Origin of the sequence: Neisseria sp. N95_16, assembly GCF_002551535.2 — a bacterium.
Taxonomy (GTDB): domain Bacteria; phylum Pseudomonadota; class Gammaproteobacteria; order Burkholderiales; family Neisseriaceae; genus Neisseria; species Neisseria brasiliensis.
In genome coordinates this window covers 1-14,905 of sequence record NZ_PDBT02000063.1, presented here as the reverse complement: position 1 = coordinate 14,905, position 14,905 = coordinate 1, and the positions used below count along the sequence as shown (strand labels likewise).

The following is a 14,905-nucleotide window of genomic DNA, read 5'->3' as shown; positions in this document are numbered from 1 at the left end:
AACTTCAGCCACAACGCTCACTTCGCCTTCCGGCAATTCGTTCGGTACATCCACTTCGTATGTGCCGTCTGCTTTCACAGTGGTGGTCACCACTTGGGTTTCACCATTGGCATCAGTCACCGTCAGGGTCACGATTGAACCTTCCGGTGCGTCAGTCGTACCGGTAATGGTCGGTGTGGTGTCGTTACCGGTTTCTGGTACGTCTACGGTGATCACCGGTGCAGTCGTATCGATGACGTTACCTTTCCCACCGTTGTCGTCACGGGCTTCGGCTTCGTTACCGGCTTTGTCGGTCACTTTGGCATCAACGGTGTAGTTACCGTCCGGCAATTCGTTCGGTACTTCAACTTCGTACGTGCCGTCTGCTTTCACAGTCGTGGTCACCACTTGGGTCTCGCCGTTCGCGTCGGTAATGGTCAATGTCACCACTTGGCCTTCTTCTACGTCGGTAGTGGTACCGGTAATCAAAGGTGTGTTGTCATTAGTCAAATCTGGCGCGTCAACCGTAATCACCGCAGTTGTGTCAATTTCGCCTTCATCTGTTGCAGTAGCCGTTTTGCCAGCAGGATTAGATACCGTTGCTTCAACAGTGTATTTACCATCAGGCAACTCATCAGGCACCTGGATAAAATATTCGCCTTCTTCATTTACCGGCACAGTCAAGGTATGCGTCACACCTTCAGAATCCGTAATCGTCAAAGTAACGATTTGACCAATCGCATCAGAAGTACCAGTAATTTCAGGTGTATTGTCGGTTGAAACCTCATCCGGCGCATCTACAGTCAGCGATACAACTGCATCGATTACGCTTGAGTCGCTTGCTTTGGCAACATTGCCAGCTTTATCCGCTACAACAGCGTCAACACGATATGGACCATCAGGCAATTCATTCGGCACTTCAACTGAATAAGTGCTGTCTTCTTGCACAGTAGTGGTCACAATTTGAGTATCACCATTAGAATCGGTAATGGTCAAAGTCACTACTTGACCCGGCTCTACATCATCAACGGTGCCAGTAATGGTAGGCTTGGCATTAGAAGGATCATTAGGCGCATCAACGGTAATAAACGCTTTATTGTCTTTATCATCGTCATCATTTTTCGCGAGTGCCGCAGCTGCTGCACCCAGTGGCAACAATGCCAACAACCACAAAGGATTTGGCGCCCACAAGCTGTTAATGATTTCACCGCCCAAAGCTTGGCCTGCCTCAACTTCTTCAGCCAACATCGTCACGGCATCAGCAGGTTCAGCACTTTCTGGAACGTATGGATACATACCGCCGTTTTCGTGTTGACCGATTAATAGGCTGCTCTTAGAAGCATCGGTTTCGCTTGAGTAGTAACCTTCAATAATCAGGTCAGGATTGCTGATATCAGAACCTTCAAAAGCCACTTCCAAGTTATCACCGACACGCTTGGTCATGATATTTTCAGGACCAAATTGAGTCGCCTCATCGATAAACTGGTAGTTCACCTTGGCTTGAGCAGGAATGCGCAATACTTCACCAGAGGCCGTCTGAAATTGAACGGTTTCGACGGTTTCTTTAGCGTTATTGATTTTTAACGTAATGTTTTTAGACATTTTAAGTACCTTTTATAGTTAATTATTTCTCACCGTGTAGAATGATTTCTACACGACGGTTAGGTTGGTCACATTCCTTACGAGCCTTGGCGTTTGTAGGGAAACGTTTGCGGCAGTCGTTGATCAGCAATTCTTGAGTGCCACGGCCTTGAGCAGAAATCAGGTTAGTATCCAAACCGCTTTCACCCAACGCACGTTTTACAGTCTCAGCACGACGAACAGACAAGCCTTGGTTATAAGCTGGTTTACCTTCTGGATCGGTATGACCAATAACTTCAATGCTGTTTACTTTGGCTTTGTTTTCACGAATATCTGCAGATACGGCAGCGATTTCTTGTTTACCTTTTTCCAACATGTCTTTATAGTCGGAACGGTCAAATTTAAATAATGCAGAAGCTTCCAAATTGTATTTCTTCAACACTTGCGCACATTTAGCAGGACTGACCACACGGGATAATGTGTGATTTTGACGTTTTACACCTTTCATTTCTGCTTCAGCTTGCTCAGGTGTCACGCTTTGTAGAACAGGTTGACCGCGGCCATTATCGACAACTTTAAAGAAAGAAACTGTGGATTCAGGCAGATTGTAGTAATCACCTGAATTGGCTTTTTTATAGTATGCTGCGTCTTGGCGAGTAAAGTCCGCAAAGAATTTTTGGTTTTGTGCACAAATCAATTCTTGACGGTAAGCATTAGGCTGCAAAGATCCTGAATATTCACCATTTACGTAAATATTCACAGTAGATCCTTCCAATGCATTGGCTTGTCGGTAGAACACCACTGAAGAGCGACCTTCCGGCACATCGGTACTGTAAACGGTTTCAGTTGTGTCAACCCACGTTTCTTTTTGTTGATGCGCACAACCAACCAACATGGTTACTGGCAACAACCCCCATAACAAGCTACGAAACTTTAGCATTTTAAGCTCCTATTTATTTGATTATAATGGTTTAAATTTTTCAAAACGCGAATCTACTAACCCATAAAAGCGCGCAAAATTATTATTTATTAGTCATAACAAACATCTACTACTTGCCTGATATTAACCCTCAAACCATATGATATACGCTTCAAGTGAGTAATATTTCTATTGAATATTAACGGTAAATTAATCAGACGACAGGTATTAAATACCAACTTGGCATTATCATTTTGACAACATTATTTAACACTTCGACTAATTTGATAAATACTTGTTTTATATAAATTTATTAAAATCCTAAATAATCTATAAGCGTAACCATTCTGTTCTAATTATTTAATTTGCAGCGTTTAAACAACACCATTTCAATTAAATATAAAATCTGGCAAAACTCTACTTTTAGAGCATTTAATTTCTCAAAACCCGCAAAAATTTAGTTGATTTCCGTTAAAATACCGCCTTTGTTTTCACCCATTTTCTAAGAAAATCATGCGCCTGACCCATATCAAACTCTCCGGCTTCAAATCCTTTACCGACCCGACCACCATTCATCTACCGGGCCAACTGGTTGCTGTAATTGGCCCCAACGGCTGCGGCAAATCGAATGTGATTGATGCCGTGCGCTGGGTGTTGGGTGAGGCTTCCGCCAAACAATTGCGCGGCGAAAGCATGCAGGACGTGATTTTTAACGGTGCAGCTACCCGACGTCCTGCACCTCGCGCTTCGGTAGAATTGGTGTTTGACAACAGTGACCACACCCTGCAAGGCGCGTGGGGGCAGTATGCTGAAGTCAGCATCAAGCGCCAGCTTACCCGTCAAGGCGATTCCACTTACTACATCAATAACCAAGTGGTGCGCCGCCGCGACATTACCGATTTATTTTTGGGCACCGGCGTGGGCGCGCGCGGATATGCTGTGATTGAACAAGGCATGATTTCACGCATCATCGAAGCGCGACCGGAAGAATTGCGTGCTTATATAGAAGAAGCGGCGGGCGTATCCAAATATAAAGAGCGTCGCAAAGAAACCGAAGGCCGTCTGAAAGACACGCGCGAACATTTGCAGCGCTTGAGCGACTTACAAAACGAATTGGCGCGTCAGGTTGAAAAGCTGGAAAAACAGGCCGAGACCGCCGAGTGCTACAAAGCCCTCACTGCCCAACTCAACCAGCAGCAGGATTTGCTCGATTACACCCAATGGCAGCAATCGCTCGCCACCGCCGACAAAGCCACCGCGCAACACCAATCGTTGCAAGCGCAGCAAGACGAAACCGCCGCGCAAATCCAAACCCTGATGGACGAAGTACACGCCCTGCAGGCTGCCGAACAAGCGCAGCAGCAAAGCGTGCATGATTTGAGCAACCGCCGCGGCGTATTGCGCGAGCAGATTGCCCGTTTGGAAGAACAAATGCGCCACCAACGCAGCCTGAGCCAGCGCATCGAACGCGACCGCCAAGCCGCGCAAGCGCAATTGCAGCGCATTCACCAAGAGCAGCAGCAAATCCGCGCCCAGCTTGAAGACACCGACATTCAAAACGAAGAAAAACAAATCGAGCTGGCCGAACTCGCCATGCAAGTGGCCGAGTACGAAGCCCAACTGCCCGAATTGGAAGAAGCCCAAGCCGCGCTCAATGCCGCCTACCAAGCCCAGCAAGACGAAACCGGCCGCATCAAACGCGAATTGGCTCTGAAGCAGCAACAGCTTGCCCACGCCAAACAAACCGTTCAGCAGCATGAAACACGCAAAGGCCGTCTAAAACAGGAAAGCCAAGCCTTAAACCTGCCCGACGACAGCGAAACCACCGCCGCGCAAGAGCAAGCCGCTTTATTACAAAGCCAGCAAGAGCATTACGAAGAACAAATCCTTGCCGCCGAAGAACAATTAATCACCCTGCGCGATGGTTTTCAGACGGCCTCGAATCATTGCCAAACCTTGCAGCAACAACACATCACCCTGCAAGCCCAACAACAGGCCTTATCGCAATTATTGGCGCAAACGCAAGAAGCCGCTGACTTTTGGCAAAACACCACGCATGACAACGCGCCGCAACTGTGGCAACACATCAGCGCACCGGCCGATTGGCAGCATGCCTTGAGCGTGATACTGGCCGAACGCCTGCACGCGCGCGCCGTGCCCGATACTTTCAACCCGCCTTCACCCTTGCCAAGCAGTCAGGCCGCATGGTTGAGCGACAAACTGACCGGTGGCTTGAAAAAATCACTGCCTGCGCAAGCCTTGTTGAACCAAATCCAAGCCCAGCCACCTTTTCAGACGGCCTTGCATCATTGGCTCGATGGCATATTGTGCGCCCCGAATTTGGATTACGCCCTTGCCCATCAAAACGATTTGAGCGGCCAGCAAATCTGGCTCACGCCCGAAGGCCATCAGGTCGATAAAGTCAGCGTGTTGCTTTACGCCAAACCCGCGCAGGAAAACCTGATTGCGCAGAAAGCCCGTTTGGACGAACTCACCACCGAACTCGCCCAAACCGCACCGCAACTGGCCGCTGTCGAACAAACCCGTGACCAAGCGCAAGCTGCGTTGCAAGCCGCTGAAAACCATCATAAAAACCTGACCCAACAGCAAAAACAACACACCCAGCAATACCACCAAGCGCAGCAGCGTGCCGCCGAATTGTTGGCACGCACCAACCAAGGCCAAATCCGCCGCGAGCACATCACGCAGGAATTGGCGCAACTTGAAGAAGAGCAAATGATTCTGAGCCAGTCTTCAGACGGCCTCGAAGACGACATCGCCGCTCTGCTCGAAGCTGTTGCCGAATTGGAACACCAGCAACACAGCCTTTACGCCGACCGCCAAAGCCGGCAAGGCCGTCTGAAACAGGCGCAACTCTCCCTGCTTGAAGCCAACCGCCGCTACGGTTTGGCTGAAGTAGCCGCGCACAAGCTGCAACAACAAAAACACAATCTGCAACAGCAGCTTACGCGCTTAGACGAACAAACTTTGGATTTACAGGAACGCCAGCAGGAATTGGCGCTGGCCTACGAAAGCGAAATGCAGGATGACGAGCAGCACATCAAGCTCGAAGAATTGAGCGAAGCCGTGCAAACGCTCGATGAAGAATACGCCGTGTTGCAGGAAGCCTTGAACCAAACCCAAGCACAAGGCCGTGAACAATATGCCCGTCAGCAAACCTTGCAGGCCAAATTGCCGCAGCTTCAGGCCGCCACCCAAACCGCCTTGCTCCAGCAGCAGGAAGCCCTGATTAACGCCAAACGTTTCCACCAAAACCTGACCGAACGCAACGCCGATTTGGCGCAATTGGAAACCTTGGCCAAAGAAGCAGGCCGTCTGAACGTGTTGAACAACCAAATCGGCAGTCTCGCGCAGCAAATTGAAGCCTTGGGCGCAGTCAACCTCGCCGCCTTGCAAGAATTGGAAGAAGCACGCGAACGCGACAATTATTACCGCAGCCAAAGTGAAGACGTACAAGCCGCGATTGACCTGCTTGAAGAAGCCATCGGCCAAATCGACGACAAAACCAAAGCGCGTTTCAAAGAAACTTTCGATGCGGTCAACGAAAAAGTGCAAACCTTCTTCCCGACCCTGTTTGGCGGCGGCGAAGCGGTGCTGAAAATGATTGGCGACGACCTGCTTACTGCCGGCGTGTCAATCATGGCGCGCCCGCCCGGCAAGAAAAACAGCACCATCCACCTGCTCTCCGGCGGCGAAAAGGCTCTTACCGCCATGAGCTTGGTGTTTGCCCTGTTCAGCCTCAACCCCGCGCCGTTCTGCCTGCTCGACGAAGTGGATGCGCCACTCGATGATGCCAACACCTCGCGCTTCTGCAATCTGGTGAAGGAAATGTCGGCGCAAACCCAGTTCCTCTACATCTCGCACAACCGCCTGACCATGGAAATGGCCGAACAACTTGTCGGCGTGACCATGCAGGAAAAAGGCGTGTCGCGGATTGTGTCGGTAGACATCCAACAAGCGCTGCAAATGGCCGAACCAGCTTGATAAATGATTGAATAAAAAGGCCGTCTGAAACCAAATACTCGTTTCAGACGGCCTTTTACATGAAGCCTGATACCTTTGCAAAACTCCTTTAAAAAGCTTGCACATACAAAATCGACGTCATTCCCGCGCAGGCGGGAATCCATCTCAAAATTTAAGAAACCTATTTTATCCAATAGCTTATCATGCTGAAAAATGGATTCCCGCCTGCGCGGGAATGAAGGCAGTTTTGGTTTTTATTAATGATTCATCAGTTTTGCAAAGGTCTCGGCCTTGTTATTTTAACTCGAGCAACTCACCGCAATCCCCTCCGCCCATTCCGGCGCAGGCTGGGCGAAATCGGCAAACTCCAGCCGCTCGTCAAACGGATTTTCTAAGCAGCGGCGCAGGCGTTCGATTTCGCGGTAGTCACCACGCTTGGCCAACTCGATGGCTTGTTGCGCCAGATAATTGCGCAACACATACAGCGGATTAGCCTGACCCATGCGCAATTTACGGGCTGCATGGTCGTTGTTTTCGGCACGCAGGCGTTGGCGGTAGCGGCCGACCCAGCGGATAAATAATTGCGGATTCTGCTCACCAAACAAGGCCATTAATTCAGACGGCAACGCGTCATCATGCACATTGCTAACTTCACTTAGCTTTCTGAAAAACAAAGTGAAATCGACTTTTTTATCTTGCAGCGCGGCAAACATATCGGCAATCAATTCCGCATCATCTGCCTGCTCGGTCAGCAAACCGAGTTTTGGGCGCATGCGTTTGAGATAGGCCGTCTGAAAGGTGTCCGGCCATTGTTCCAATAAATCGTTGAGTTCATTTTCCGGCACCAAAGATTCAAAGCAATTGGCCAAAGCCGCCAGATTCCAATGTGCGATGTAAGGCTGAGCGTGATAGGCATAGCGGCCTTCGTGGTCGGAATGATTGCAGACGTGGCGGCGGTCGTAGCCTTCCATAAAGCCAAACGGGCCGTAATCGATGGTCAGACCGAGTATCGACATGTTGTCGGTATTCATCACGCCGTGACAAAAGCCGACACTCTGCCACGCAGCAACGGTTTCGGCAGTTCGCTCAGCCACCGCTTGCAGCATAGCCAGATAAGGATTGTCGGCTTTGCGGCATTCGGGGTAATCATGGTCTATCACAAAATCGGCCAGCGTTTTCAGCTCGGCTTCGCGACCGGTGTAGAAAAAATATTCAAAGTGGCCGAAGCGGATAAAACTCGGTGCAATGCGGGTGACCACGGCGGCGGTTTCCACCGTTTCGCGGTACACTTCGTCATCGCTGCCGACCAAAGCCAAGGCGCGCGTGGTCGGAATCTTCAGGCCGTGCATGGCTTCGGAACACAAATATTCGCGCACGCTCGAACGCAACACCGCCCTACCGTCGGCAAAACGTGAATACGGCGTTTTGCCCGCGCCTTTCAACTGCCATTCCCATGCCTTGCCATGCTTATCCAGCGTTTCGCCCAGCAACAAGGCGCGCCCGTCACCCAGACGCGGTGTGTAGCCGCCGAATTGATGGCCGCTGTACACCGTTGCAATGGGCTGCGGCTGATATTCCGCCGCGCTGCCGGAAAGATACGCAAGGTTTGAGGCCGTCTGAAAGTTTTCAGACGGCATGTTTAATTCTTTCAGCAAGGTGTCGTTTACCGCAATCCAATACGGCTGATTCAACGGCTCGGGTTTGACCGTGCTGTAAAATGTGTTGGGCAGCGTGGCAAAACGCGCTGCTTTCAGGGGAAGTGTGTGCATGGTGGTTTCCTTTATATAATAGCCTCACGATAACACATTTAAGAGGACGAATAAATCAGGCCGTCTGAACCATTATCCCTATTCCCCAACCCTGCCCGTTTTCTTATAATGTGCTCATTCCCATTTTTTCAGACGGCCTGACATGACCACTTTATTCCAACGCGACGAACTCAATCCCAACGACCCCGCCGAGTTTCTCTACACCTTAAGCGCAGCCTATCTCGACCACACCGCGCAAAACGGTGATGAAGACATGGCTTCTTTAAACGACGAGCAGCACACCTTAACCGCCTATTGCTATCTCGACAGCCAAGTGCAGGAAGGTGGCTTTGTGCAACTCATCGCGGCAGGTTACGGCGAATACATTTTTCTCAATCCCGTCGCCGACAGCTTGCGCCGCTGGCGGATTAAACCGACACCGAAAATATTAGACAAAGCCAAAGCGCTGTATGCAAAATACGGCAAAGAAATCGAGCAACTGGCCGAAGCGGAAACGCCGTTAGACGATATCCGCGCCAAGTTTACCGACTTTGAAGAACTCGATGGCGAATACTACGAAACCGCCGATGAAGACATGGCCGCCGCTGTGGCTTACGTGCAGGCCAATTGGGACAAGTTTGCCGTTATCGAAGATTAAACCATCAAAATAAGGTAATAAAATCAAAGGCCGTCTGAAACTTCAGACGGCCTTTGATTCATTTTACGACTTTACATCACAAAACGATTAGATACCTTGTGCCAACATCGCGTCAGCCACTTTCACGAAACCAGCAATGTTTGCGCCGTCAACGTAGTTCACGCTGCCGTCTTCACGTTTGCCGTATTTCACACAGTTTTCGTGGATGTCTTTCATGATGTTGAACAGGTTTTTATCCACTTCTTCACGCGTCCAGCACAGGCGGATGGCATTTTGGCTCATTTCCAAACCAGAAGTCGCTACACCACCGGCGTTCGATGCTTTGCCCGGTGCGTACAGGATTTTCGCATCCAAGAATTGTTTTACTGCACCCAAAGTTGACGGCATGTTGGCGCCTTCGGCAACCACTTTACAACCGTTGGCCAACAAGGTTTTGGCTGCTTCTTCATCCAATTCGTTTTGAGTCGCACAAGGCAGTGCCACATCGGCAGCCACGCCCCAAGGTTTTTGACCTTCGAAGTATTGCAGGCCTTGTTCTTTGGCGTACACAGACAAACGCTCGCGGCGCACTTCTTTCAATTCGATCAAGGCAGCCAATTGCGCTTCGGTCATACCACTGTCGGCAAATTGAACGAAACCGTTGGAATCAGAAACGGTCAGCACTTTCGCGCCCAATTGAATCGATTTTTCAGCCGCATATTGCGCAACATTGCCTGAACCGGAAATCAATACGGTTTTGTCTTTCATGCTGTCGTTGTTGGCTTCCAACATGAATTGTGCGAAATACACGCAGCCGTAGCCGGTGGCTTCCGGGCGAATCAAGCTGCCGCCCCAAGTTAAACCTTTACCGGTCAACACAGAAGCGAATTCGTTGCGGATTTTTTTGTATTGGCCATACAAAAAACCGATTTCGCGGCCGCCCACGCCGATGTCGCCGGCCGGTACGTCGGTGTTCGGGCCGATGTGGCGGTAGAGTTCGGTCATGAAGGCTTGGCAGAAGCGCATCACTTCAGCGTCAGATTTACCTTTAGGGTCAAAATCCGAACCACCTTTACCACCGCCCATCGGCAAGGTGGTCAAGGCATTTTTGAACACTTGTTCGAAAGCCAAGAATTTCAACACGCCCAAGTCAACAGTCGGGTGGAAGCGCAAACCGCCTTTGTAAGGGCCGATGGCAGAGTTCATTTGAATGCGGTAGCCGCGGTTGACTTGCACTTCACCTTTATCGTCCACCCAAGTCACGCGGAACATCACCACACGCTCAGGCTCAACAATGCGCTCCAGCAGGTTTTGCTGGGTGTATTTAGGGTTGTCTTTCAAGAAAGGTTTCAAGCTTTCGAATACTTCTTCTACCGCTTGGTGAAACGGCTCTTGGTTAGGGTTGTTCTTTTTCAGTTTATCGAACAAGGCATTTAAATCGGTCATGGTACGCTCCAAAAAATAATCGGATGGGAATTCATCCAAAAGTAGGAAATTTATGGGATGAAATATAACCTTATTTTTTTTTGCTGCCAAGTATTTTTTTGTAAAATTGTTGACATTATTTTGAATGAATTTTTGTTTACAAAAATTTTATATCAATAAATAAAAATATATCAGCAATATTTATTCAAAATTTAAATAAAAAATAAAATTATAATCTGTAATTAAAAAACTACTTTTCCAAAATTTATTGTGTAAATTTCCATCAAAATTGATACAGGGCAAAATTTTGTCAACAATTTGATGAGTTTTGGCTGTAATTTAATCTTATTTAATCGGCTATTTAACGAGTCAATTCAATTCCCATGCATCAGGCCGTCTGAAATGCTAAAATGACAGCCATTCAAACATAAGGAATCCCCATGAAAACCTATCACGACCTCATGCGCCGTGTTCTCGAACAGGGCACCGACAAATCCGACCGTACCGGCACTGGCACGCGCTCTGTGTTCGGCCACCAAATGCGCTTCGATTTAAGCCAAGGCTTTCCGCTTTTGACCACCAAAAAGCTGCACCTGCGCTCCATCATTCATGAATTGCTGTGGTTTCTCAAAGGCGACACCAACATCAAATACCTGAAAGACAATAATGTATCGATTTGGGACGAATGGGCCGATGAAAACGGCGACTTAGGTCCGGTTTACGGCTATCAATGGCGCAGCTGGCCGGCACCCGATGGCCGCCACATCGACCAAATCGCCAATGTAGTGGAACAAATCAAAAAAAATCCCGACAGCCGCCGCTTAATTGTTTCGGCGTGGAATCCGGCTTTGGTTGATGAAATGGCTCTGCCACCCTGCCATGCGCTGTTTCAATTTTATGTGGCCGACGGCAAACTTTCCTGCCAGCTCTACCAACGCAGCGCCGATATTTTCTTGGGCGTGCCGTTCAACATTGCCAGCTACGCCTTGCTGACCATGATGGTGGCACAGGTGTGCGGTTTGGAGGCAAGCGAATTTATCCATACTTTCGGCGATGCCCACCTTTACAGCAACCACTTTGAACAAGCCGAACTGCAATTGAGCCGTGATACACGTCCGCTCCCGACCATGAAAATCAATCCGGATGTGAAAGATTTGTTTGCATTCACCTTTGAAGATTTTGAATTGGTGGATTACGATCCGCATCCGCATATTAAAGCGGCGGTGGCCGTGTAAAGCCTTTCATATCAAAAGGCCGTCTGAAAAATATTTTTCAGACGGCCTTTATTATTTAAATACTTACACTTCAATACGATTCGGCGTGAAGGTTTCCCATTTGTTACACGCCGGACAATGCCAGAAAAACACCTGCGATTTGAAATGACAATTGCGGCAGCGGTACATCACGCTTTTTTGTAATTGACGGCCAACCACGGCGCGCATCATATCGGCATCGCCTTTCCATTCCGCCGGCATGTCGCTCAGCTTTAAACCGAGCAAACGGTACACGCCGTTTAAATCCGGTTTTTGGCGCACCAATTCCACGGCCAATGCGGCAGCTTCCGCTTCCCCTTTGAGCAATAAGGCTTTTTCGTAGATGACGTTAATCAAGTCTAAATCAGGGAAGGTTTTCATGTAGCCGATTAAGCGGTTCAAACCTTCTTCTTGCTGGCCTTGGGCGGCATAAGCTTCATACATCTTCTCGCCGACCATGCTCAAATATGAGTGGTTTTGCTGCTCAATCGCGCCGTAGGCTTCCACCGCAGCAGCAAAGTTGCCCTGCTTGGCTTCGATGTCACCCAAAATCATATTCGCGCGGGTACATTTTTTATTCGCTTCCAAGGCTTTTTGCACGTTGTAGCGCGCCACGTCAAAATTGGATTTAAACAGCGCACCGTGGGCAATTTCGCAATAAAACTGCGCAATCTCAAATTGATAAGTCTGCTCGTTATGGCTCAACAATTGCGCCATTTCGATGGCTTTCGCCCAATCGCGGTCTTGCTGGTAAATGCTCATCAGATGGTGGCGGGCTTCACGCGCCATGTCGCCTTCGAGCAAGCCGATGAAGATTTGTTCGGCGCGGTCAACCAAACCGGCGCTTTGGTAGTTTTGTGCCAATTCAAACAACACGCGTTCGCGCTTTTCGTTGACCGTATCAGGTGATTCGAGCAAAGCTTGGTGCATAGTGATGGCCTTGTCGTTCTCACCGCGCTGGCGGTAAAGCTTGCCCAAGGTCAGGTTCAAATCGTAAGACTGCGGCTGCTGATCGACCACTTCAGCCAATTCTCGGGCAGCGCGGCCATTGTTGCGGTCAACCAGCGCATCCAAGCTTCTATAGAAACCGGTCGGAATGCTTTTGGCCTGTTTCAACACCGTTTTCATGTCCACACGCGCGGCAAACCAGCCCATCGCAAAAAACACCGGCAACAGGATAATCGGCAGCAAAATGACCCATAATTCGTTATCCATGCGTATCCTTATTTCTGCATCAGGTCAGTTGTGGTCGGTGTGGTTGTGGTCGCCGGCACAGTCGGCGTGGCTTTCTGAATATCTTGCTCGGTCATGCGGCCGTGTTTTTTCACTTCGGCACGCAGGCGGTTGGCTTCGCTGCGCAAACCGAGCAAACGGCCAAACAGCGCAAACATACCGAATACAATGCCCACCACAAATGCGCCGAACAACACCGCAATCAGCGGCACTTCTACGCTCTGCCCCGGCAGGTAGAAAAACGACACCACTTGGGTATTGCTCACTGCCAATAGTAAGAACACCAGCAAAATCAAAATTTTAATAATCAAGTAAACAATCTTCATGATAAGTCTCCGTTCATGCGGCCTAAGCGGATAAGGCCGTCTGAAAATAATCCTGTGTAAGTTTAAACGATTTATTCGGTTTAGGATAGAACGGCACCATGCAGAAAGGTTCGTCATCTGTACTTTACAGACGGCCTACAACTTTTGCAAAACTCATCCGAATACCAGAACATACATAACCGCCGTCATTCCCGCGCAGGCGGGAATCCATTTGCAATCCAAGAAACCTATTGAATAAAAAGGTTTCTTAAGCACTAAGATGGATTCCCGCCTGCGCGGGAATGACGACGGCTTTGGTTTTTATTGGTAGTCACGAAATTTTGCAAAGGTCTCGGCCTTTATTCACCATTAATTGCTGACAATTTAGCAAACCGTTTTCCACACATTGCCCGACTGCTCGGCTTCTGCCATCTTGGCAGCCAAAAATTTGCATGAAAAATCCGCTTTTCTCCACTTGCCAAAACCATATCGACAGGCGTATTGTTTAGCCTTTAATCTATCGAATTGACACCATTTAAGAATAAGAAAGGCACTATCATGAGCAGACCCGTTCCAGCCGTATTCGGCAGCGTATTTCACGCCGAAATGCCGGTAATCGAATTTACAGACGACCAATGGCAGCCAGTCAAATGGCAGCCTTCAAGCGATTTGACCATTCCGGCAGGTGCGCACGCCCTGCACTATGGCAGCGAGTGTTTTGAAGGTTTAAAAGCTTTCCGTCAGGCTGACGGGAAAATCGTGATGTTCCGCCCGACTGCCAACATCGCCCGCATGCAGCAAAGCGCAGAAATCCTGCACTTGCCGAAACCGGAAACCGAAGCTTATTTGGATGCGTTGATCGAATTGGTAAAACGTGCCGCTGATGAAATCCCCGATGCACCTGCCGCCTTATACCTGCGCCCAACCTTAATCGGCACCGACCCGATTATCGGCAAAGCCGGTTCACCATCGCAAACCGCGCTGCTGTATATCTTGGCTTCTCCGGTGGGCGACTACTTCAAAATGGGTTCGCCGGTGAAAATTTTGGTCGAAACCGAACACATCCGCTGCGCCCCGCACATGGGTCGCGTAAAATGCGGCGGTAACTACGCTTCGGCCATGCCTTGGGTGTTGAAAGCGAAAGAAGAACACGGCGCGGCACAAGTTTTGTTCTGCCCGAACGGCGACGTACAGGAAACCGGTGCCTCCAACTTCATCGTCATCAACGGCGACGAATTGGTGACCAAACCGCTGACCGACGAATTCCTGCACGGCGTGACCCGCGATTCAGTGTTGACCGTAGTCAAAGACTTGGGCTACACAGTGACCGAGCGCAACTTCACCGTTGACGAATTGCAAACCATGATTGAAAACGGCGCCGAAGCCATCCTGACCGGCACCGCCGCCGTGATCTCACCGGTGACTTCATTCGTGATTAACGGCAAAGAAATCGAAGTGCAAAGCCAAGCGCGCGGCACCGCCATCCGCAAAGCCATCACCGACATCCAATACGGTTTGGCCGAAGACAAACACGGCTGGTTGGTTGAAGTGTGCTAATTATTGCATCATGAATAAAGGCCCTTACATTCGCCTAACAAGTGCAATTTCCAATAACAGAAAAGGCCAGTATGCGGTAGTATACTGCCTTTCCTGACAAGAAAGATTGCAATATGGCCTACACACAACTGACCTCACACCAAAGATACTACATTTCCAGACATTACCGCAACCTACCCCTAAACCAAATCGCACAGAACATCGGTTGTCATCCCGCCACCGTCAGTCGGGAAATCAGACGGCATTCCGTCAACGGAACCTACTGTTACCGAAAAGCACAACAG

11 protein-coding genes are annotated in these 14,905 nt (G+C 49.4%); 5 read left to right on the top strand and 6 right to left on the bottom strand.

The genetic code is table 11. The features are described from left to right. Positions 1-1,581: Ig-like domain-containing protein (locus CRG49_RS09885; protein WP_198515156.1), on the bottom strand; the 1,581-nt coding region annotated here is incomplete at its 3' end. A gap of 22 nt (positions 1,582-1,603) precedes the next feature. Continuing rightward, entirely contained in the window at positions 1,604-2,500 is an 897-nt protein-coding gene (locus tag CRG49_RS09880; protein ID WP_095503786.1) for an OmpA family protein, read from the bottom strand. Positions 2,501-2,992: 492 nt separating this feature from the next. Between CRG49_RS09880 and smc the strand changes: the two genes are divergently transcribed. Further along, complete coding sequence (smc, locus tag CRG49_RS09875; protein ID WP_095503785.1) at positions 2,993-6,484, top strand: chromosome segregation protein SMC; 3,492 nt, start codon at positions 2,993-2,995, stop codon at positions 6,482-6,484. A 278-nt stretch (positions 6,485-6,762) separates the two neighbouring features. Here the strand turns inward: smc and CRG49_RS09870 are convergent, their stop codons facing one another. Further along, complete coding sequence (locus tag CRG49_RS09870; RefSeq protein WP_095503784.1) at positions 6,763-8,232, bottom strand: YdiU family protein; 1,470 nt, start codon at positions 8,230-8,232, stop codon at positions 6,763-6,765. Between the two features lie 142 nt (positions 8,233-8,374). Between CRG49_RS09870 and CRG49_RS09865 the strand changes: the two genes are divergently transcribed. Then, entirely contained in the window at positions 8,375-8,869 is a 495-nt protein-coding gene (locus CRG49_RS09865) for a DMP19 family protein (RefSeq protein ID WP_095503783.1), read from the top strand. Positions 8,870-8,956: 87 nt separating this feature from the next. On the opposite strand, the gene gdhA is transcribed toward CRG49_RS09865, so the two are convergent. Next, the gene (gene gdhA, locus CRG49_RS09860) at positions 8,957-10,294 is read right to left on the bottom strand and encodes an NADP-specific glutamate dehydrogenase (RefSeq protein ID WP_095503787.1); all 1,338 of its coding nucleotides are present in this window, start codon (positions 10,292-10,294) and stop codon (positions 8,957-8,959) included. 419 nt (positions 10,295-10,713) lie between these two features. Between gdhA and CRG49_RS09855 the strand changes: the two genes are divergently transcribed. After that, positions 10,714-11,508, top strand: a complete 795-nt coding sequence (locus CRG49_RS09855) for a thymidylate synthase (protein WP_095503782.1) — start codon at positions 10,714-10,716, stop codon at positions 11,506-11,508. A 63-nt stretch (positions 11,509-11,571) separates the two neighbouring features. On the opposite strand, the gene lapB is transcribed toward CRG49_RS09855, so the two are convergent. Continuing rightward, on the bottom strand, positions 11,572-12,741 hold the full coding sequence (gene lapB, locus CRG49_RS09850; RefSeq protein WP_095503781.1) for a lipopolysaccharide assembly protein LapB: 1,170 nt from the start codon (positions 12,739-12,741) through the stop codon (positions 11,572-11,574). A gap of 8 nt (positions 12,742-12,749) precedes the next feature. Then, on the bottom strand, positions 12,750-13,085 hold the full coding sequence (locus CRG49_RS09845; protein ID WP_095503780.1) for a lipopolysaccharide assembly LapA domain-containing protein: 336 nt from the start codon (positions 13,083-13,085) through the stop codon (positions 12,750-12,752). Positions 13,086-13,622: 537 nt separating this feature from the next. Between CRG49_RS09845 and ilvE the strand changes: the two genes are divergently transcribed. Next, positions 13,623-14,621, top strand: coding sequence for a branched-chain-amino-acid transaminase (gene ilvE, locus CRG49_RS09840; protein ID WP_095503779.1), 999 nt, complete (start codon positions 13,623-13,625; stop codon positions 14,619-14,621). Between the two features lie 113 nt (positions 14,622-14,734). Further along, positions 14,735-14,905, top strand: a 171-nt coding sequence (locus CRG49_RS13935) for a helix-turn-helix domain-containing protein (protein ID WP_157807888.1), incomplete at its 3' end; no start/stop codon positions are given.